This is a genomic window from Stieleria sp. JC731 (assembly GCF_020966635.1).
GTDB lineage: Bacteria > Planctomycetota > Planctomycetia > Pirellulales > Pirellulaceae > Stieleria.
The window spans coordinates 454,206-474,743 of sequence record NZ_JAJKFQ010000005.1; the positions used below are offsets into that span (position 1 = coordinate 454,206).

Consider the following 20,538-nt stretch of genomic DNA (forward strand, 5'->3'; position numbering starts at 1 on the left):
GTTTTGGAACTGGAGTTACAATCGTTTCGAAACTGAATACGTCCGACGAGGCACTTTCAAGCGATAGCCTAGCAGTATGGTTCTCGACTACTTCCGACCGATCAATTTCCTTTCTGAGCAAGAACCATTTCTAGTTGATGGCCGGGCAATCGGGATCGATGTCAACACGATATTCCTGACCGGACGCCGTTGTCCGATCGGCTGCAATATGTGTGACTTGCATCGATTCACACGCGATGATTCGCCACCCGATGGTGCGATCACGAATCAAATCGATTATGCACTCGGTCTGCTGTCAAACTCTCAATGGATCAAACTCTACAACAGCGGAAATTTTTTTGACACGCGCAGTATTCCGGTCGGTGAGTACACGGCGATCGCTGAGCGTTGCGTCGGATTGGAACGAGTGATTGTCGAAAACCATCCCAAGATCGGTCGGAGCCGACATCGAGAGTTCGCCGAGATGATCGACGCGAAACTTGAAGTCGCCGTCGGTCTTGAAACCGTGCATCCACGTCTGTTGGCTGCAATCGGAAAACAGATGACGCGTGGTGACTTTGACCAATACGCAAAGTGGCTTGGCGACAACGGGATCGATTTGCGTGTCTTTTTAATTGTCGGGGCACCAGGAATGTCCCCAGACGAATCAGTGCGTTGGGCGATGTTGTCGACTCGGCATGCTGTTCGGCAAGGCGCTCGGCATATCAGTCTGATACCTGCACGTCGCGGTGCAGGTTGGGGAAATGCAACAGGCAGCGTTCCTGTATTTTCTGTTACAGATCTGTGTGAGATCTTTAACAACGCGCTCAATGTTTCTAATCATGCGACCGTTTCAATCGATTTATGGGAGATCGCACAGCAAGAGTTACATCTCGAAGATCGAAATCGGTTACGCTGTCTAGAAGAAGCAATTTTGAAACAAGAGGCAGTCATGCATGAAGCAGTATGATGTCATCGTCATCGGGTCAGGATTCAGTGGTTCAATCCTGTCGCGCATCTTAGCAAGCCGCGGTCGTTCCGTTTTGATGTTGGACCGTGGTCGCCACCCTAGGTTCGCCATTGGTGAATCATCGACGCCGATCGCCGATCTGTTGTTGCGTCGTCTTGGCGAACGGTATGACTTTGATGATCTCATTGCGCTTTCAAGTTATGGTCGATGGCAATCACGTTTTCCAACACTGGCGTGCGGTAAAAAGCGAGGTTTCAGCTATTTCGATCATCGGCCTGGGCATCGGGAATTGGTCGAGTGTCGCCCGGGTAGCCGAAGCTTGCTGGTGGCTGCGAGTCCAAACGATGAGGCCAGCGACACTCATTGGTATCGCAAAGACGTTGATGCCTATCACTTCCATAAAGCGGTAGAGGCCGGAGCACATGCGATTGAGCTCATCAATGTCGACGCTGTGCTTCCTGGTGTGGATGGAAGCCAGCCGCGAGTTGAACTGTGTGATGGAACGACAGTCGAGGCCGACTTCATCGTGGACGCAAGCGGCGCTGGGGCCGTCACGGCAAAGTCGTTGGACTGCACCAAGCTGACTTCCCAATTAAAAACTCACAGTTGTGCCACATTCGCACACTTCAAGGGCGTTGCACCGTTCACAGATGTTTTCAATCGTAGCAATGCCGACTCAAGGGCCGATGCTCCATTCGATTCCGATGATGCGGCGCAACATCATTTGATCGATGGAGGCTGGGTATGGATGCTGCGGATGAACAACGGTGTGACCAGCGTCGGGGTAACGATGCAATTTGGGGATAGCGTTGAATCTGAGCTTGAATCGCAGCGTCGCTGCTATGACTTGCTAGACCAACGTTTGTCAGACTATCCAAGTTTGCATCGGATATTGGCGGACGCCAGTCGTATCGAGCCAGCCGATGACATGGTCTGTTTGCCAAGGTTGCAGCGTCTTTATGATCCAGTGATTAGCCCCTCGTGTGTGATGACACCCACAACCGCGACGATGATCGATCCGTTGCATAGCACGGGGATCGCGCATGCGCTTGCCGGTGTCGATCGAATCGCTGATCTAGTGATTGACACTGGGTCTGATCGAGCGGAAGCGATGCGGTCCTATCGCGACAGCGTTTTGGACGAAGCGAAGTTCATTGATCAAATCGTCCACATGGCGTATCAGAGCATGCCATCGTTCAAGCGTTTTACGGCTGCTTCGATGGTTTACTTTGCCGCTGCGATACAATGTGAAGAGTTGATCATGGCCGGTTCAATACCTGAGAAGCTTTGGATGGCGGGCGACTCGCAAGTTCAACAAATTGTCAAGCAATGTGCAGAAGTTTTGCAATCCGATGTCAGTGATTGCGAAGCAAGCGATCAGGTTCGTGAGCTGATCGCACCGATCAACGAAGTCGGGTTGATGGATGATCAGTTGAGCAACCGCTATGCTTACACAGCGACAAAAACCGCCTGAGTTCCGTGTCAGTTGAACTGGCGGATTTGTAGCCGATGAGCTACACGCAACCGGAGAAAGGACCATGGATAGACCAAGAATTTTGTTAACACGACGTTTGCCTCCTCTCGCAATGCAGCGTCTTCATTATAAAGCCGAGGTCGTGCATGGCGATCTTGACCAGGATCTTTCACGACACGAGTTGCTTGAACGAATCAAAGACGTTGACGGGTTGCTTTGCCTATTGACCGACAAGGTTGATGCCGAGCTGATGGATGCGGCTGCTCATTTGAAAGTCGTGTCGAACTACGCCGTTGGATACAACAATATCGATGTTGCTGCTGCGACGGAGCGTGGTCTCGTGGTTACGAACACTCCGGGGGTTTTGACCAACTGCACGGCGGATATGGCGTGGGCATTATTGATGGCTGCTGCACGTCGGGTGCTCGAAGGCGACGCGCTCGTTCGAAGCGGAAACTGGACCGGTTGGGAGCCACTGCAGTTACTGGGCACCGAAGTCTCCGGTGCCACCATCGGATTTGTCGGCATGGGAAGAATCGCGAAAGCGACAGCCAAACGAGCAGCAGCTTTTGACATGAAATTGCTTTACTGGAACCGGACCCGACTGGATTCATCAGAGGAAGCAGAGTTGGGACTGGAGTACCGTGAGTTTGGTCAGCTATTCCCAGAGTGCGATTTTGTCTCTGTCCATGTCGCACTCACGGATCAAACAAAGCATTTGATCGGGCCTGCGGAGTTCGAATCGATGAAGCCAACTTCCATTTTGATCAACACCGCACGGGGGCCGGTCGTTGATGAGTCTGCTTTGGTGTGGGCTCTGGAGCAGGGGCAGATCGGTGGGGCAGGATTGGACGTTTTTGAAAACGAACCGATCGTTGAAGAAGAACTCAGGTCGATGGAAAACGTCGTTTTGGCCCCTCATCTGGGTAGCGCAACGATTGCTACACGTGAGAAAATGGGGGAAATCGCGGTGCAAAATTGTCTAGCCGTCTGCCGTGGCGAGCAGCCGCCGCACCGTGTGAATTAGTCGGCGAATGTCCAGCTGCATACGGAAACTGTCACCCATGTGGCGTAGAAAGCTTTCGAGATACTTGCAGCGTGGGGCGATAACAGCAATTTGGCTAGCTCGGCTGGGCAGCCTACGATCGCTATGACCTGAATGATTGATCAGGAGTGAAAACCCTACAGAGCCTTCACGGTCCTGATCATGCATTTCGTTGACCGAATACGGCAGGACGACTACGATGCAAACGCGGGAATTGCGTGACCAAACGCAGTTTTGGATGCCCGCCGACCGCGTCAGCCACGAATCGCGACGCCCTTATCTACTTTTCCAGTACCGTTCGATGGAACACGGACAAACTCCAACCGACGATGAAACGGTAATCCGTCGTGCTTCGAGTGAACCGTCCGGGGCGCATGCGAGTGATGCGTTGCCCAAGCACGGTTCGTCGGTCACTGCGACGACTGACGACGTGCTAGTCGAAGGTCTTGATGAAGCCAAAACGATCATTCGGCAAATCCAAAGGCCGGATAGCGGCGCGAGATCGGGGCGGACGCCTGCAGAGATTGCAAAGGTTCTGGTCGGGAAACAACTCAATCAGTATTACTTGGATGCGCTGATTGGTGGCGGAGGTATGGGAGCCGTTTTTCGTGCTCACGATCAACGACTCGATCGAATCGTTGCTTTGAAGGTCATTCCGTTCGTCGGAAATGATCCCGAGCTACAGCGGAGGTTTCGAAATGAAGCTCAGAACGCAGCGAAGTTAGACCACCCACGAATCGCGCGTGTTTTCGATGCCGGTGACTACGATGATTGGCACTACATCGTTTTCGAATACATCCACGGGATCAACCTTCGTGACCTAGTTCAAGATCGCGGAGTCCTATCGCTCGATGATGCGGTGCTCTACACATCACAGGTGACACGTGCACTGGAACACGCGTCCCAACGAGGAATCGTACACAGGGATATCAAGCCCTCGAACTTGTTGGTTTCAGAAGATGGGTCTGTAAAACTAGTCGACATGGGTTTGGCTCGTAGTGATAACTTAGAGCTCAGCGAGGACATGACCGCCAGTGGTGTTACACTTGGCACGTTCGACTATATCTCTCCCGAGCAGGCGCTTGATCCACGAGACGCCGATATTCGCAGCGATCTCTATTCGCTCGGTTGCACTTTGTATTTCATGCTCACCGGCGAGCCACCGTACACCGGTGGTACGATGCTGCAAAAGTTGATCAGTCACGGAAACGCGCCGCTTCCAGATCCACGTTCGATGCGTCCGGATCTTCCAGAAGAAGTTGTTGCGGTGATGCATCGGATGATGGCGAAGGATCCGAAAGCGCGATACCAAACCGCAAGTGACTTGCTTGCCGATTTGCGTGAGCTGGCTTACAGGTTCGATTTGAATCGCGCCCGCGCCGGGGTGGGAGTTCCCGTCGCAGCGTCAAACGATGGACTGCAACGTTTGCAGTTTCATTTGCCATGGATGTTGGCTGCTTTGTTGATTCTGATGGTTGCTGGCTATTTGGAATTACAGTCAACCGCAACGCGAGAGGCATTCATCATCAGCCGGCCTCAACCCGCCTTGCGTGGGGCTTCTGCAAATTCAGCTGATGTGGGACAAGCAGCAAGTCCACTTAACGACTCGTCTGTGCCCAATGACAGTGCGGCAGTTGGCGATGGGAATACTGCTTCGTCTGCGATTGCGACATCGGTCCCTGGCAATCCGACAACTGAAAAAACATCGACGCAAGAACGACCACCAGTCGTCGATGCAGATGGACTGTCTGAAGCCGCTGCCCTTCCGCCCCGTTTTACAGGCAAATTGCCGTTTCCAAACGAAATTGCATCTGCCGCAGAATCTAATACTGCTCCAAAGGTCAATCCGAAAGATTCCGAAACGGTTCGAATCGATCGGACGATGGATGCCAATCGACCGAATAGTAGCGATGCCAATGTGACTTCCAAATCAGCAACGCCGGCGCCGTCTTCCGGGAATGGGACGTCCTCGACTGCAACGGCGGCGATCGCATTGCCAGCTAGCGATGTCGTGCGTGTTGTCCCACCCAGCTTGTTGGCGTTGGCCAGCAACGATGGTGAAATCGACCGCGACACCGATGGTGCCGCCCTCTGCCCGACGCTTGATGAGGCGTTAAAGTTGGCTGATCGGCTGGGAGTCAATCGAATTCAGCTGGCTACTCCACGCGTGGTCACCGGTAAAGTCGTGATACCTCGCGACAACATGGTGATCGAGTCGACTCTCGACCGGACAATGATTCGAATGGTTTCGACCGACACGTTGGCAATCGGTCGTAGCGAAATGATGGTCATCGGCAGCCATCGTACTCACTTTAAAAACATTGACTTTCACTGGGAACTTGCGCAAGAGCAAGTCGATGGCGGTTCAATGTTCGTGATGAACGACAACCGCTTGTCCGAATTTGAAAACTGTTCCTTTACGCTGGTTAATAAAGCGATCCACGACGGTGTGTGCTTCTTTCAGGTAAAGACACAAACGGACGCTATTGCTGGTGCTGTCGAAAAACAAGATGCCACGTTGCCATTGGTAGCGCTCGTCTTGAACAATGCGGTTGTTCGGGGGGAAGCTGATTTCATTAAGATGGATCAGGCCGCGGCGCTGCAGCTAGTTTGGAACAATGGGCTGCTGGCTGTCAGTGGGCGAATGATCGACACCGCTGGTGCCGGTGTGCGTCCGGTTTCATTGATCACCAGCACGATTCAACTTTCACTTTCCAACGTAACCGCGGAGATACCACGTGGTGTCTTGAGAATGCGTTTGGGCCCAAACGGATCGTATCCCGTTTCGATCGAACGCGAAGCCAACCAATGTGTTTTCTTGGTTGATGAAGGTCAGCCACACTTCGAAATTATTGGTGTCGAATCGCTTGCCACCGAACAGGACTTACTTCGACTTCGTGGCGAAGACAACGTTTATGTTGGCGCGCCGACTTTGACAGATCCGATTCTCTATGTCGCCGATATCGGTGGCAACACCGCCATGTATTTGATGTCGGAGCTGAATGAAGGCAATCTTGCCTGGATCAACGAAAACGGACCCCGCTGGTCGGTAAGATGGTCAAATGTAAGACCAACAACACAAACCTATCATTTGCTGACTCCTGCAACTTACCGCCAGGACGGAGCAATCTTTTTTGGCTTTCGTGAGCTCGACTTGCCTTCGCTACCTTAAATAGCGAACGGATTATTTGGACGTCGGTTCTCGGTCGATCATGACTTCGACAGGGATTCCGATCGGGAGCTCGACACCATCAGCTAGGTCAATCCACACACGGCGTGAATGAGTGTCATTGCGTTCCCCTGCCCACCCGCCAAATATTTTCTTTGGCTCCATCCGCGGTTCAATCTCAGTGACGGTGCCTTCGAAAGTCTTGCCAGGCAATGCATCAACCGTCACGATGCAGCGTTGGCCTTCGCTGACTCCGAGCGCATCCCGTTCGTCAACATCTGCAATAACACGCAGTTGACTCGCATCGACGACTTGGATGGCCGGTGACGGAGATTCAGGGCTAATCCACTCGCCAGGGTGAACATCAACATTAAGTACGACTGAATCACATGGCGATTTAACATCGCAACGGTCGACGTCGATTTCCGCCATTCGCAGCTGAGCTTTTGCCGAAGCGATTTCGGCATCAGCAGCAAGAAGGTCCGCTGGTCGAGGGTCTGCCTTGATGGTTTCAAGCCGCTGACGCGAGGCTTGCAATAACGCTAAAGTCGAATCGTGCGTCGAGCGGTAGTCTTCGAAACCTTGGGTGCTGATGGCGTTGCGTTCATAAAGCTTCTTCGCACGATCAAAACGCGCTCGCGCTCCGTCATATTGTGCTTGCGCGGATTCAGCCTCTTGTCGTGCCGCATCTATTTCGCTCTGACGGGCTCCGGCGACAAGTCGCATCCGTCTTGCTTGTGCTGCTTCCAATTGAGCAGCAGCTAATTCGCGTTGTGCTTCATAGCGTCTGGCATCCAAACGGAACAAGGTCGTGCCTTCGGCAACACGGTTTCCGCGTTCGACAGGAATCGAATCGACTCGTCCGGGGAATTGTGGGCGAATAGAGATTGCTTCTGAACGACCTTCGACCCGACCCGCTGCATGGATTTGAGGGCCAATGGCTGAGGGATCGATTCCCAAGTTCAATGGCTGCAGGCGAGGCGGCAAATGTGACTGCTGTTGGTCAATCGCGATCATCAGTCCAGTGCCAGCAGCGGCAATGGTCGCGGCGAGGATCAACTGTTTCATATGAACCTCCCGTTTTCCATTTCGCAGATGCGGTCCGCATAGCTATAAATCCGCGGGTCATGTGTCACGACCACTGTTGATGTGTTGAACTCGTTGGTCAGTTCCTGAAGCAAGTCCATCACGCCTTTTCCTGATTGGCTGTCCAGTGCCGCGGTTGGTTCATCGGCCAAGATTAACTTCGGTTGCCCGACCACAGCGCGGGCTAACGCGACTCGCTGGCATTGCCCAGGACTCATTGACGACGGCAAAGCATTCACGTGGTCACCCAGACCCATGCGAGCGAGCAGTTTTGCTGACGTCTTTCTTGCTTCGTGAAGCGGAGTTCCATGCATCGACAATGGAATGGCGACGTTGTCTTGCGCATCGAGTCCGTCGATCAACTGAAATTTTTGGAAGACGAATCCAATCATTTCTCGTCGAATGATTGTCCTTTGCTGTTCGTCTAAACCATCAACGCGACGATTGAAAAAACAAAGTTGCCCGTCATCTGGGGTCAGCAATAGACCCAGGATTGAAAGGAGCGTTGTCTTTCCGCTTCCAGATGGCCCAACCAGAAAGACGCACTCTTTCTCTTTGACTTGAAAATCGATGCCATCCAAAATCGGACGAGGCGTCCCGCCGATAACGTAGGACTTCGTGATCTGCGAGGCATTGATCGCTGTCCGTTGCTGCGAAGACTTGTCAGTCGTAGGTGGCACGACTGCAGGTGCGATCGTTGATGGGAAAGATGTGTTTGTAATGTTCATGCTTGGAGCGCCGTATGAGGATCAATTCGACGCACTCTTAAGTATGGCAAGCCGGACGCAAACAGGCAGATGCAGAAAATCAGCACTGCACATCCAACATAAAGCATGTTCGGAATTTCGATCGTTGCGCGAGGTGTGCTCAGTAAGGCTTGCAAAATGACGGTAATGGCAATTCCGATGGCGATACCAATGGTTGCGACCGTTGCTGATTGAAGGATTAGGATGCTGAGCAATTCTTGCTCGCTCAGACCGATCGCGCGAAGGGTGGCGTATTCGGAAATTCGGTCCAAGACCATCGCGTAGAGGGTTTGCCCTACCATGACGAGACCGACAAGCAGTCCGAGTAGCGTGGCCGCACCGAAGCTAATTCCGAGTCCTGTTCGGGTCATCCAAAAGTTAATGCTGACCGATGCATACTCATCGCTTGGCATCGCTTCGACATCTGGAAGGATCGCTTCGATTTGGCGGCAGATCGCTGCACTGTCGGCACCGGGCGTGACTCGGGCAAGCAAATACGACGTTCGCGTCGGATCGCTACCCATGATGTCGAGTACACGTTCGTAGTTCGTGAAGATATAGGGCGTGACTAAAAAGCTGAGGATGCCGTTACACTTTGCCGCAATTCGCACTCGACGCCCATTGATCTCACGAGTCTCACCGATTTGAGGACTCATCAATTTGTCATCGTCACAAGCGTCGACCACGATCGCATCGTCGAGCTGCAATGCGTGTGAGGGGCCCTGTTCGATCTCGAAGGCTCTTCCAATATTTGTGGTCTCCGGAACGCCAACCAAAACAACGTTTTCGTAGCCGCCGTTCGGAAGACTCATCTCACTGAATTCAACCCGAAGTGGTTGAACGTCTTCGACTCCGTTGACGCCTTCAACAACATGTCGCCAGCGTTCTGGAATCGAGTGAGCGAAGTCAACGTTGTGCATGCCGCGGTGCCCGATCCAGATATCGGCGTTTCCACGGTCCACGAGCATGCTGGCCTTTTGGATCAGGCCAACGAACAGTCCACCTTGGATGTTTACCAAGACGACGGAGAAAATGACGCCAACCAAACCGGCAATCAACTTACCGCGATCGTGAAATAGTGTCCGGTAAGCAAGATTCCAACGCATCGTTTGGATCGGCCGATTGGCCGTTGATCACTTTATCGAGGGGACTTCGTAGACGGGCCGCTATAGTTCGCCATCGGACACCTATCCGTGGAACTTCAATTGACTCCCTCTTACAAAAGCCAGATGAGGGACGTCCAGCTCGATAAAGTCTAAAGACCGGGATAACCGGTACTTGAAACTGATATGGCATGGCCAGAGGCCGGTCTAGGATCTATGAAACATGAATGTTTCACGGGTTTCGGCCGAGATGATGACGCCAGTATTGGGGCATCGCCCACAGCCCCGTTGATGCTGCATCAGCGATTGATGTAGCGGAATGTGACGGATCAATCGCCGTAGGAATGATGATGTCAGTTCGATCGAATTCACGATGGAATCGGGCGACGACGAGATGACTTGCTTTATTACGGTGGTGAAGGTGTGGTTTCTGTGTTCGAGAGGGCGATTTGCTACCGCTTGGCCTCGGCCTCCAAAACCGACACTCGCTTCTCCAAGGCCTCGACGCGTTTGGTTAGGCGAATGACTACTTGTCGAAGATCGTAATCATTCATCTGTGGTGAGGTTGGTTCATCGGAGCCAGCTCGGAAAGGATTTGGGGCTGGTTCCCAAGCTTGCAATTGTTCCTCAATCGCTTCGATCTTAGCTTCGACTCCCGGACGGTTCGGGTGCTTCGATCCCATCGACTCGAGATTCTTTTTTAGCAGCTTTCGCTCTTCCCACAGCTGTTTGCCGCGTTCGGTTAGCAACGCGGCTTTCGGTGCTTCGTCGTCCGAAGGTGCTTTGCTTCCGATTTGAGCCTTCAAAGCAGAACCGAAAAGCAGCAAAAGTATCGCGACGTTGACGGTATGTGATTTGAACAATCGCTGAATCATTTTTTTATCGCTATGAGAGTGCGAAGACGGAGAGTTTCAGGTAGCCAGTGGAGCCCTTCAGTTTATACGGCAAACCAATAGACGATTAGCTTGACGTACTCAATCCAGATCGGGAGGTGGGTTTCGACGCTTTGGGATGGTGGGGCGGCCGAGTGAATCGAAATCAAACTTTGATCTGCGAAGACTCGCTGAAACGTCAGTAGGCTCCTCCGCGTATGCGGTGGAGAAGTCACGACGATGATCTTGCCGAATTCTTTGTCCAGATTCGCTAACGCGATCGCTTCGTCTCGGGAACTTAGCCAAGTCGCTTGCGCGGGAGGTACAAAATGAATCGCGTCGCTAGGAACGCCTCTCATTTCTAGATAGTCAACTGCTCGTTCAGTTAGCGTGTCATTTTTCTTTCGAATGAAGTTGTAGCACGAGTTGCGATCTTCTCGGAGGAGGAAAATCTTATCGACACGGTGCATGTGATACAGATCAGACGCAGAAAGCAGACGCTCCCAATAAGCTGCTCCATCGGCCATCACATAGGCAATATCACCTCTGGCGTCAGAATCGTGCCTGACCAGTGGGGAGATCAATAGGCCGCGAACGGTATCAGATGATAAGGCGATGTTCCAGCAAACGAAGAGTGCGACGAGGATCCAGAATCTTCGTCTCCACTTCGTTGCAGAGTCGATGGCCATCTATGGAATCCCACGAACAATGGTGGGCCCAATCATTCGTGTGAACCAAACGGGTAGCTTGGTCCAAAGTTCCACAAGGCGTTTTTTGCCTCCCGCATCAGGACGCATTTCATTGGGATCGCCTTTGCGGACGTAGTACTGCCATGTCGCTTGTGAAGGCACTGCACCCCACTGAGCTTTGAACTTGTATGTTCCGCTGTCTTCGCTGCTGCGACCGAAATCAAACGTATGGCTGCCGCGCTCGATCGAGCGTCGCAGTAGATGTCGATACATCCACATGTTAGCACCAAGGCGGTTGAATTCCCGAAGGCTACTTGCGCTGGGGACCTCGCTGACACCACGGTTATGGACCAACAGTCCGGCGGCGATCGCCTTTGAATCTTGACGAACAACGCACAATTCGGCGCTGTCTTTGAATTCGTCTAGGATCGCTTCAAAAAGCTGTTTCGAAAAAACAGGAGTACCGAGGTCACGCATGTTTTGCGCGAAAACATCGTAGTACTCCGGTAAAAGTTCTCGGCCGCCAAAATGAACCGTCGAGCCGTAGCTGCCTGATTTTTTGATTTGGCTTCGCACCTTGGATTTAAACGACTTGTCGAGTTCTTCGTCCGTTGCGGGAAGGGCCAAACGCATGTGAACTTTATCTGTTCGCGCAAAGTTCAGTTTGGCGTGCTCGATCGGTTCTTCGTGGCGTAGTTCTAAATACTTAACGTCATGTTCATCAGCTAACTCACAAGCAGCATCGACTAGGGTCTCGGCCACAGCTTGGTCTTTGGCCCAGACTCCACCTGTGTTGATGTATGGCAGGCTGACTAAAAACTTGCCAAAGATTGGCCCTTTGACCAACACCAGCGGCAGTATGCCGTCGGAATGATTCGATGATTCTGCCTTGATCAAGAAACCACGGTGCTTCAAACCAAGGCAGACGCTGTTTTGCCAGCGGACGTCATGCCCATTAAGGCACGGAATATTTCCGGATTTGATGGTTGGCCATTTGGTCGGCCAAGCTTCAACACGAACTGAGGTCAACTTTACTTTTCCGGCGGCGGAGACACGAAGCGCAAGTCAGGCAAGCAAAGGTTAGCAGCGCACTCGGTTCTGGAACACTAGAAAGGGAAAGGAATGCTCCCGGTGTTCCGGCCTTTGACTCGAAGCCTTGGTATCCTGCCGAATTTGGATATGCCGAGGCTGACCAACTTGATGCGAGGTGGTTTTGGTTGATCAGATGTGGCGCCACAAAGAGACTTTGATCAGGATCCGTTGACGGCCAAGTTGCCGTGTCAATGTTGACCACGTCTGACGCATTGTCTGTCGAAAGTGAGATATGGATGTTGGACGCGCCGTGGAACAATTCAAAGGGAGGTATTCCCGGCAGAAACTCAGGCAACGCCTGGACAAAAAGCGTACCGGCTGGTGTATCGGGCCAATCCAAAAGGAAATTCGCAGCAGGGTTGCTGCCAGATCCAACCGAACCGATGCCTCCAATGCCGGTCGGATTAAACAGGATCATAAAAGAGTTGGGGGCTAGTGCAGTCGCCGTTCCAGATTGTACCTCTGGCAAAAACACCTTCTGGGATTCTGCCCCATTGCTGAATACGATTTCCAACGAAGACAGGTCTTCTGCTGTGGAGCCGTTGTTGTAGATCTCGATCCATTCGCCACTGGTTGAGTCCACATCTAGCATTAACTCGGTGATTGCAAGGCCTGCTTGAGTCAGCTGCCCAACATGAAGAAGAATGATTCCACAAAACGTCAAAAGAGCTCGAAACACGCCAAAACCTCTCGCTATTTGATATCAATCACTATTCCTTGCGTAGGGATACAAACATCCCCCAAGTGAACAGTTTGATCAACACCAGTGCGGGCCGTCTGAGGCGGGGTGTGGCAATCTGCCACGGGGGAGGTTGTGCGGGGTCATCGGATGCTGTTCGCCCCAGTCGACTTAGGAATTGACGTGCCAGGCAAATGAAAGGGGACAACACGAGACAGAGAGTGGCTACGACGATTGCAAAACACTCACCGCCGCGTCATATCCCGCTTGAATCAGGGGATCAGGATTGGTGAAGTCGAACCATGCGACTGAACCGACTTGGGGACGTATGACCAAGTCGGCGAGTCGTAGTTGTTGTTCTCGGATCCGAGACTCAGCGAGTTCCTGGAATCGCATGATCGATTGAATTGCGGTTTTGCAACCTGCGTTTGCGGATTCAGTGGGGCTGACGTCAACAACAAACAGTTCGCCTTGGTTTTGCATCAGTTCGATCGCCATATCGCAAGGAACAGCGTCGTAGACTCCAACGTCACTGAGGCGTCTGCCTTCGATTTCCACTGCGGGAAAAACACCGGGTATCGACATCGACGCGCGTACTGCTTGCCGAAGCGGACCTTCGCTCATTGAAATCCTTTCGCCAGTTTTCAAGTCCACTGCGATCAAGTGAAGTGGCAGCCGGAGGTCTTCGATATTGATGTCTGGAAGTAGTTCTTCGGTGATGATTTCCAGAAGTGTGCTGGGCAACAGCGATTCTGTTCTTGCTGCTCGTGCGATTGCTTTTTGAACCCAGAAGACGCTTCGCCAACGCCGTAGCCAACGGTCGTTGGTTTCGTCTTTGCCGTGCGTGCCTACTGCAGCATCAAGGACTGTCTTTTGAAGTGTTCGGTAGCGGTCCGAAACCAGGAATTCTCGAGCGATAGTTTCCGCACGCTCAACATCACGTTCAGCGGCAATTAGTGCGGCCATTAATGCGCCCATGCTGACACCTACCAATCGTCCGATTCCAGTTCCGGAGTGGCCGATCGCGCGTACCGCACCAAGGTGCGCAAGGCCTCTAGCGCCACCGCCGCCAAGCATTACGGTTGCGTCTGCCCATTCGCTTCGCGGACGGCGAAGCATCAGTCGGCCATGCCAGTGTGTCAGATTCACAAAACCCCCCTGGTCAATCTGATGTCAACAATGACAAACCATAGGTTACGGATGCAGGCCGATGGTGAGGGTTAGCCTGCCATCGCTCAATAAACTTTGGACATCGACCATCACCCCATTGAGGTGGGCAATACTTGTGCAACCGCTATCAACCATCGCGGAAATTAAAACAGAAGGGCAACAGTCATGCGATCTAGGACTCCATTGCGCCGACGGGAAAAGCGGAACCTAGGTTTGCAACGTTGATCGTCCGGGGGGATGACCTTTTCAGTACGCGCTCGTCTCCGCACGCGCACGGAACTCTAATCTCCAAATTCGCTATCATGCGTCCGACGATAACTAGCTCGACGTCCTCGCGCCAGGTCGTTCCATCCGCCAGTGCGACGGCCTGTCCGCTGCTGCCCGATGCGAACAATCGCAAGGAGCAAAAGAAAGCTGCACCGGGGTTGCGTTACGAAATCGCAAACTCGAAAGATGATCTTCGCCAAGCGTTTGCATTGATCTACCAGTCATACTTACGTGCAGGATTGGTCCAAGCGAAAGAGTACGGGATACGCTTGACGCCATTCCATCTCCTCGGCTCAACGGAAGTCTTCATTACAAAGCTTGAAAACACGGTGGTCTCAACGGTCTCGCTTATTGGTGATGGGGAACTAGGGCTTCCGTTGGAATCAATCTATCGTGACAACGTGCGGATCATTCGTCGACGTGGTCTGCGGATGGCCGAGATTGGCAGTCTGGCTGATCGTCGTGAATCACCGGTTCGGTTTATTGAGACTTTCGCCGGTATGGGGCGGTTGCTCGCGCAGGTGGCCATGGCACGTGGATTTGACGGTTTGGTCGCAGCGACTCACCCCAAGCATGCACGCCTCTATTCACGAATTCTTCCGTTCGAACAGATTGGTTGCGAAGTTGCGTGTCCCTATGCCAATGGGAATCCGGCCGTCATGTTGGCGCTCGTCTTCGATGACCATCGCGGCTCGGAGCTCTATGAACGATTCTTCGGTTCACTCAGCCAACGTGGAGACACATCGGCACGACCTTGGACGGATGAGACACGCAGCTATTTTTCAAAATTAGTCGATCATCCGAGCGTTAAAGTTGATGCCGTCGTTGGTCAAACGCTATTAGCTCGATAGTTCGACGTCAGCCTCGATCGGCGATGTGCTTGTGATGACGTCTTGATCTTACGTCAGGGCCAGTTCGTGTCGTTTTCTGCGTCTTTCTATTCAGCGTAGACGGCTTGCACAATCGGTAGGACGCCTCGGACCGTGATAAATGCGAAGACAACCATCGCTAAGGCTAATAGGCTGGCGGAGATAGCCCAGCGGAACAATTGCTCACGAGAAGCTCGTTTGCTGGTCACGGAAATAAGCCGGTCTGTATGAGCGCCCGCCAAGTGGTCCAGGTTTGGCTTTGATTGGTTGATCAATGCGACACTCTGAGGAGGCGGCCCATCATCTTGAGGCGGCGGTGGTGGTGCCGATTTACCAAACCTCCGTGATGACATGTGTCCTTTCTCATTCGCCCAGATATGAAGGTCACCAACCCAGATAGATTCTCCTCCTGGGATCAGTTCCCGGACTAGCGGAGTATTCTCGGCAAGCGTTCTGGGGTTCAATTGAATTGCCCAAATTTTCTCACCTGTCGTGATGATGGCAAGTTCGCAATCGTGAAGACCAACGCCGTGCAATCGCATCAGGCTTGGGTGAGAGTCACCAAGGATTGTGACTGAACGGCTTAGTCGCCTCGTTTGTGATTCTCCTCCCCAATCCAAAATCAGGGTGCCACGAGGATTTTCCGGTTCTGGCTGGGGCAGCTCGCTAACGTCATTGACCGCGTCGCCGGGAGGCGGTGGCGTGGCATGGTCCCATGGATGATCACCGGATTGTGCAGACAGGTTGACTCGGATTTTTCCAATCAATATTTGGCGGCCTGGCTTCAGATTTCCCCAGGTCGGATAGGCAACTGCGCATAACGGCCAAACTTGAATTCTGTCGCCAACGATTGCAACGAAGTACACGACCTCCGGCAAACGCTTGTAGTCTAGACGGACGTGGCACCGCGGATGAGAGCCGATCAGCGCGAAAGGCTGGTCAAGTTCTTGGAAATCTGTTGCTTCGGGTCCGCAGCTGAATCCCCAACGGTTCGAAGGCCAGAGCAACATTGGGAATCGGTTAAATCCAACTGTGAAACGAGTTGAAGAGAGTCTGACGAAGAGGAGGGCGGCTTTTCGTGTCGGAAGCCGCTACAAAGAGTAGCTTGTTGTACCGATTTGTGTGCATTGCGAACGCGGTGTTCTCGTAAATCCGATCTTAGCTGATTTGCTATAACGCGCTAAGGTCGCTGTGAGGGTGATTGGATCCCTTCTGTGGTGCGGGTTCCGGCTGTATGGCCTAAGCAGGCTGGGCTTGCCGCGGCATTTTTAGTGTTCACTTGACTTGGGACGGTGCTTGCATATCCTCAGAGTCGATCTGAGCCCCCGAAATCGAGGGCTACTAAGCTAGGCCTGACGGCTTTGCGTCAGGTATGGCAATGTCCTTTTGGCAAGCTTCTTACGGCAAGCCATGTGCAGTGATTTGTTCAGCAAAAACATTGCTGATTGGACTAAGCGGACACCCCGTCTCCCCGCCCCGGGATACAGCGAATTTTAGATGTCTAAGCGAAAGAAAGTTGCAGCCTCCGCTGGCAAGCGACGTCGAGAACGGCCAACAGTGGCTGAGCAGAATCGAACGCTCGCCAGCGGTCGATCGACGTCGTTGCGTCCTCCTCCAAGGAAGCAAGAGACACTCTATCAAGTAGCTGGTCCTACCAGTTGGCCGGTAGGGGTATGGGCGACTTTGGCCGCCGCATGTCTTGTTCTAGCCTATTCCTACTGGCCCACGTTCAGTTGGGTTGTGGAGAACTGGCAAAATGAGCCTGACTATGGACACGGCTGGTTCGTGCTGCCTCTCGCAATTTACATGTGTTACCAGCGGGCGGAGCTGTTCCCAGGAGCGACTGGTAAAGTTGCTTGGTCCGGATTTAGTTTGCTCATCGTTGCCCTGGCAATGCGTATCATCGGTCGATTGGCATACGTTGACTTTTTCGACGCATACTCAATTATTCCCGCAATCGCAGGCGCGGTCTGGTGCCTAATGGGATTTCGGGCGATGCTTTGGGCACTGCCTGCCATCGTCTTTCTGTTCTTCGCGATCCCACTGCCTTATCAAATGGAAAGCGGCTTGAGTTGGCAGTTGCAGGGCGTTGCCACCGAGTTCAGCACGTTTTTCTTAAGGGCCCTAGGGCTGCCCGCAGTATCTGAAGGGCATGTGGTATGGATCGGAGAGGAAAAGCTATTTGTCGAAGAGGCTTGTAGCGGATTGCGGATTTTCGTTGGTATGGCAGCGTGTGCCTATTTTTGGGCGGTGCTCAATGATCGGCACTGGTCAGACCGCGTGGTGTTGGTGGTTACCGCACTACCGCTCGCATTGCTCGTCAATGCTGTGAGAATTGTGTTGATCGGACTGTTTTACCAATGGGTCGATTCGCCTTCTGCTCGACATGCGATCCACGATATTTCTGGTTACCTGATGATTTTGCTGTCATTTGGGGCACTCGGTGCGATTTCGGCGTACTGGCGCCAAGTTTACAAAAAGGTGCCAGTGATGACCGCAAGGGATACCTTACGGGGCTCGCTCCGGCATTCATGAAAATTGAAAAGCTGGTTGTGGAATCCCGCTACAGGATGGGTATCATGGCCTTAAATCTGTGCGGGGCCAAAAGAAGGAGTACGCGTAGGCAGTTGAACGCAACTTGTGAGACTTCAACTCCACTCGTGACTCCAATGAAAGTAGAACGAAATCGGTGGTTTCCAGTGTATTGGTCACCAATTGATTCGTTTGGAAGTGTGGCAAATGGTTGCTATCCGATCGACTCAAGCATGTGTAGATGCATGTTCACGCGATCGAGATGGAACTTTGAACTGTCACATGAATCGGAATAGTTAGCTCGTCCCCCGACACCATCGGCCCAATTTTTAAGGGTCGATTCCCCGGCGTTTCGCAGATTAGAAAGAATGCATCAACAACATCCGCGACAGAGTCAAGCAGCGTACTACCAGCCAGGTCCTGCAGTAAGTTCAGGTGCTGATAGCTCAAGTTTTGATCCATGGTTGATTTGGGTCACGTTCCGGCGGTGCTGGCACTGGGCTGTTCCGGCCGGATTGGTGCTAGCCGCCATCGCGGCTTTTGCGGTGCTCAATACCTTTGAGCCCCAATTTGAAGCTGTTTACCAGTTGGAAGCGAACAAAGACTGGTTGGTTGATCGGGGTGTGATGCCAACGCCAGACGACCTCGCTCGGACGGAAGGCCCGATGATCACGAACCAGATCGTTTTAACAAGCGTGATGGCGAACGAGGCCCTGCATAAGTTTGCGCTTTCAGATCCTGAAACCCGAGAATTGGCGTTGCAAAAACGCTTGAAGGTAAGGGGGTTGGGAGGCAAGTCAAAGATGGCTGTAAGCTACACCGATTCAAACAAGGAGTTCGCGGCACAAGTTTGTAATGCAGTGGTCGCGGCATATCTTCAAAAACGTGACGAATACGACAACCTCCGAGTGTCACGTCTATCGCAGTATCTAAGCCGGCAGATCGATGAGCTCAAGCGTCGCGTAGATGAACAGAAAAAATCTGTTGAGAAGTACGCAATTGAGACTGCAGGTTATTCTCCGAGCGACGGTGTGGCTGTTATTGAGTCGGCCGAGTCGTTTTCGTTGATCGAAGAGCTGCGTTCGCAGATCTCTGAATTGGAGATCGAATTGGCGATGATCGATGCCGGCGTTGTAATTCGAAACCCGTCATCTGGTGATTCGATCGATCACGCGTCATACGCTCGGTTCGTGCCGCCACATATCACGGTTCGGAAAGGGAAAATTGATGAAGGGCGTCTTCAGCTATTGATCGAGCGTGATGAGGATGTGAAGTTCGCTGCGGAACGCTATGAGCGGTACCGAAAGGTGGCTTTCGATATGGAAACGAGCGGGGCTTGGCGTACATCGCAGCAGTATTTCGCCGAGCAGAAAGCTGAGCGAGACAACTGGAAGGAAAAGCTTGATCTGGCCAAGGAAAAAGCATCGCTCGTCGCTGTAAAGATTCTTGAAGCTGAGTTGGATGAAGAATATCAGCAGCAACTGAAGGATCGGGAAGCCGAGATTGCTCGCCAACAGGAGGAGTTCGAGACACTCGCAAAAATTAAGCAGAAAGAGCTCGAAAATCGTGCTGATTTGATGACCGAGCAAGAATCGGAGGATATCAAGCAGCATCGCTATGAGATCGAGCAGAAGCTCTCTGTTTTACAGAAGAAATATGATGCTGAAGCTGATCGACTTCGCCAGCAAAATAGTAATAGTGTGGCTTTGGATTTTGCAAAAGCTGACCTTGAACAGTCGATGGCTATTTTGCAGAAAGTCAGTGACCGCTTAACTTCGATTCAGTTGGAAAGTCAGCGAGGAAGCTCCGTGGTGAGTGTTTCCGAAGCGACAGCGCCAAGCCGGCCAGTTGAAGATATGCCGTTCAAGAAGATGGTGTTGGCTGGAGGGGCAGGTTTTTTCGTTCCATTTCTTATCGGTTTGCTCTGGGAATTCCGGGTGAAACGGATCACCGATAGTCAGGATCTAGAACGCAGCATGGTGTTGGCTCCCGTAATTGGAGAACTCGCACGTGCACCGAGTGCCAACGTTGGACGCAATTCCAAAGGTCGTCGTGTATTCGAAGAGAGTGTCGATAGTTTGCGGGCTAACTTAGCGCTTTCGAAAGACACGCGAGATGCAAGGTCGTTTGCGATTGTCAGTTCGATGTCTGGTGAAGGAAAAAGTACAGCAACCTCGCAGTTGGCCATTTCGCTGGCGAAGGCCTGTGGAAAGACTGTACTTATCATTGATGCTGATATGCGTTGTCCTGACCAGCATGATGTTTTCGGGTTGCCATTGTCTCCAGGCCTTAATGAAGTTCTTCGCGAAGTGGTTTCGTTTGACGACGCGATCAACAAAGAATTGGGAGATCTCGTCCATGTCCTGCCCGCCGGGAAATTAAAGGCCAGTCCACACCGACTGCTGTCTACCAGTGCGATGCGAGAGTTGCTCGATAAGGCCCTCGATAAATACGAATATGTAATCGTCGATACCGCTCCTGTTCTATCGGCTGGCGAAACATTGGCAGTTGCTTCGAGTGTTGATTCAACATTGGTTTGTGTCATGCGAGATTTGACGCGAATGGAAAGCGTCGTCCGAACGACTCACCGCTTGGAAGCTTCAGGCGCAAACGTGGTTGGGACTATCTTCAGTGGCGTAACGCATCGTCAATACGCGTATCGCTATGGGGATTATCGGTATAGCGATTTCACAGAATTGTTGCCTGCCGGCAGTCCGCAAGAATAGTTCGCTCGCGATAGTGCCTTTTTGTTGCCTCTACTTTGACCGATGTGGAGGTGTCACAGCCGAGATCTTT

At 52.4% G+C, this 20,538-nt stretch carries 16 protein-coding genes; 7 read left to right on the forward strand and 9 right to left on the reverse strand.

Annotated features, from left to right (window positions below):
* The first annotated feature begins 76 nt into the window (after positions 1-76).
* The 4 genes from LOC67_RS12785 to LOC67_RS12800 all read left to right on the forward strand — a co-directional run bounded on the left by LOC67_RS12785 (position 77) and on the right by LOC67_RS12800 (position 6,640).
* Positions 77-949, forward strand: coding sequence for a hypothetical protein (locus tag LOC67_RS12785; RefSeq protein WP_230262995.1), 873 nt, complete (start codon positions 77-79; stop codon positions 947-949).
* A complete protein-coding gene (locus LOC67_RS12790) occupies positions 936-2,423 on the forward strand; it encodes an NAD(P)/FAD-dependent oxidoreductase (RefSeq protein WP_230262996.1) in 1,488 nt (495 codons plus the stop codon). The genes LOC67_RS12785 and LOC67_RS12790 overlap by 14 nt, the downstream gene beginning before the upstream one ends.
* Positions 2,424-2,487: 64 nt before the next feature.
* Positions 2,488-3,450 (forward strand): 2-hydroxyacid dehydrogenase, encoded by a 963-nt coding sequence (locus tag LOC67_RS12795; protein ID WP_230262997.1) that lies wholly within the window; start codon positions 2,488-2,490, stop codon positions 3,448-3,450.
* A 217-nt stretch (positions 3,451-3,667) separates the two neighbouring features.
* Complete coding sequence (locus LOC67_RS12800) at positions 3,668-6,640, forward strand: serine/threonine protein kinase (RefSeq protein WP_230262998.1); 2,973 nt, start codon at positions 3,668-3,670, stop codon at positions 6,638-6,640.
* A 12-nt stretch (positions 6,641-6,652) separates the two neighbouring features.
* On the opposite strand, the gene LOC67_RS12805 is transcribed toward LOC67_RS12800, so the two are convergent.
* The 8 genes from LOC67_RS12805 to LOC67_RS12840 form a co-directional block, all read right to left on the reverse strand.
* Positions 6,653-7,705, reverse strand: coding sequence for an HlyD family secretion protein (locus tag LOC67_RS12805; RefSeq protein WP_230262999.1), 1,053 nt, complete (start codon positions 7,703-7,705; stop codon positions 6,653-6,655).
* Positions 7,702-8,451 carry an ABC transporter ATP-binding protein gene (locus LOC67_RS12810; RefSeq protein ID WP_230263000.1) on the reverse strand — a complete coding sequence of 250 codons (750 nt, stop codon included), beginning with the start codon at positions 8,449-8,451 and terminating at the stop codon, positions 7,702-7,704. Before LOC67_RS12810 ends, LOC67_RS12805 begins: the two co-directional genes overlap by 4 nt.
* Positions 8,448-9,575 carry an ABC transporter permease gene (locus tag LOC67_RS12815; RefSeq protein WP_230263001.1) on the reverse strand — a complete coding sequence of 376 codons (1,128 nt, stop codon included), beginning with the start codon at positions 9,573-9,575 and terminating at the stop codon, positions 8,448-8,450. Before LOC67_RS12815 ends, LOC67_RS12810 begins: the two co-directional genes overlap by 4 nt.
* 449 nt (positions 9,576-10,024) lie before the next feature.
* Positions 10,025-10,447 (reverse strand): hypothetical protein, encoded by a 423-nt coding sequence (locus LOC67_RS12820; protein WP_230263002.1) that lies wholly within the window; start codon positions 10,445-10,447, stop codon positions 10,025-10,027.
* 62 nt (positions 10,448-10,509) lie between these two features.
* A complete protein-coding gene (locus LOC67_RS12825) occupies positions 10,510-11,133 on the reverse strand; it encodes a YdcF family protein (protein ID WP_230263003.1) in 624 nt (207 codons plus the stop codon).
* The gene (locus LOC67_RS12830) at positions 11,134-12,162 is read right to left on the reverse strand and encodes a FemAB family XrtA/PEP-CTERM system-associated protein (protein WP_230263004.1); all 1,029 of its coding nucleotides are present in this window, start codon (positions 12,160-12,162) and stop codon (positions 11,134-11,136) included. It lies immediately after the preceding gene.
* On the reverse strand, positions 12,143-12,904 hold the full coding sequence (locus LOC67_RS12835; protein WP_230263005.1) for a lamin tail domain-containing protein: 762 nt from the start codon (positions 12,902-12,904) through the stop codon (positions 12,143-12,145). Before LOC67_RS12835 ends, LOC67_RS12830 begins: the two co-directional genes overlap by 20 nt.
* A gap of 225 nt (positions 12,905-13,129) precedes the next feature.
* Complete coding sequence (locus tag LOC67_RS12840; protein ID WP_230263006.1) at positions 13,130-14,053, reverse strand: patatin-like phospholipase family protein; 924 nt, start codon at positions 14,051-14,053, stop codon at positions 13,130-13,132.
* 323 nt (positions 14,054-14,376) lie between these two features.
* On the opposite strand from LOC67_RS12840, the gene LOC67_RS12845 reads away from it, so the two are divergent.
* Positions 14,377-15,192, forward strand: a complete 816-nt coding sequence (locus tag LOC67_RS12845) for an N-acyl amino acid synthase FeeM domain-containing protein (protein ID WP_230263007.1) — start codon at positions 14,377-14,379, stop codon at positions 15,190-15,192.
* 86 nt (positions 15,193-15,278) lie between these two features.
* Here the strand turns inward: LOC67_RS12845 and LOC67_RS12850 are convergent, their stop codons facing one another.
* The gene (locus tag LOC67_RS12850; RefSeq protein ID WP_230263008.1) at positions 15,279-16,220 is read right to left on the reverse strand and encodes a hypothetical protein; all 942 of its coding nucleotides are present in this window, start codon (positions 16,218-16,220) and stop codon (positions 15,279-15,281) included.
* 487 nt (positions 16,221-16,707) lie between these two features.
* Here LOC67_RS12850 and LOC67_RS12855 point away from each other — a divergent pair, with 487 nt between their 5' ends.
* Both LOC67_RS12855 and LOC67_RS12860 read left to right on the forward strand, forming a co-directional pair.
* Entirely contained in the window at positions 16,708-17,745 is a 1,038-nt protein-coding gene (locus LOC67_RS12855) for an exosortase/archaeosortase family protein (protein WP_230263009.1), read from the forward strand.
* Positions 17,746-18,110: 365 nt separating this feature from the next.
* Positions 18,111-20,468: a polysaccharide biosynthesis tyrosine autokinase gene (locus tag LOC67_RS12860; RefSeq protein ID WP_230263010.1), complete on the forward strand. Its 2,358-nt coding sequence runs from the start codon at positions 18,111-18,113 to the stop codon at positions 20,466-20,468.
* Positions 20,469-20,538: the final 70 nt, after the last annotated feature.

What these genes read in the sequence shown, in the direction of transcription:
- LOC67_RS12785 (WP_230262995.1), top strand. Translation starts at nt 77, where the DNA reads ATGGTTCTCGACTACTTCCGACCGATCAATTTCCTTTCTGAGCAAGAA.
- LOC67_RS12790 (WP_230262996.1), top strand. Translation starts at nt 936, where the DNA reads ATGAAGCAGTATGATGTCATCGTCATCGGGTCAGGATTCAGTGGTTCA.
- LOC67_RS12795 (WP_230262997.1), top strand. Translation starts at nt 2,488, where the DNA reads ATGGATAGACCAAGAATTTTGTTAACACGACGTTTGCCTCCTCTCGCA.
- LOC67_RS12800 (WP_230262998.1), top strand. Translation starts at nt 3,668, where the DNA reads ATGCAAACGCGGGAATTGCGTGACCAAACGCAGTTTTGGATGCCCGCC.
- LOC67_RS12805 (WP_230262999.1), bottom strand. Translation starts at nt 7,705, where the DNA reads ATGAAACAGTTGATCCTCGCCGCGACCATTGCCGCTGCTGGCACTGGA.
- LOC67_RS12810 (WP_230263000.1), bottom strand. Translation starts at nt 8,451, where the DNA reads ATGAACATTACAAACACATCTTTCCCATCAACGATCGCACCTGCAGTC.
- LOC67_RS12815 (WP_230263001.1), bottom strand. Translation starts at nt 9,575, where the DNA reads ATGCGTTGGAATCTTGCTTACCGGACACTATTTCACGATCGCGGTAAG.
- LOC67_RS12820 (WP_230263002.1), bottom strand. Translation starts at nt 10,447, where the DNA reads ATGATTCAGCGATTGTTCAAATCACATACCGTCAACGTCGCGATACTT.
- LOC67_RS12825 (WP_230263003.1), bottom strand. Translation starts at nt 11,133, where the DNA reads ATGGCCATCGACTCTGCAACGAAGTGGAGACGAAGATTCTGGATCCTC.
- LOC67_RS12845 (WP_230263007.1), top strand. Translation starts at nt 14,377, where the DNA reads ATGCGTCCGACGATAACTAGCTCGACGTCCTCGCGCCAGGTCGTTCCA.
- LOC67_RS12850 (WP_230263008.1), bottom strand. Translation starts at nt 16,220, where the DNA reads ATGTTGCTCTGGCCTTCGAACCGTTGGGGATTCAGCTGCGGACCCGAA.
- LOC67_RS12855 (WP_230263009.1), top strand. Translation starts at nt 16,708, where the DNA reads ATGTCTAAGCGAAAGAAAGTTGCAGCCTCCGCTGGCAAGCGACGTCGA.
- LOC67_RS12860 (WP_230263010.1), top strand. Translation starts at nt 18,111, where the DNA reads ATGCATCAACAACATCCGCGACAGAGTCAAGCAGCGTACTACCAGCCA.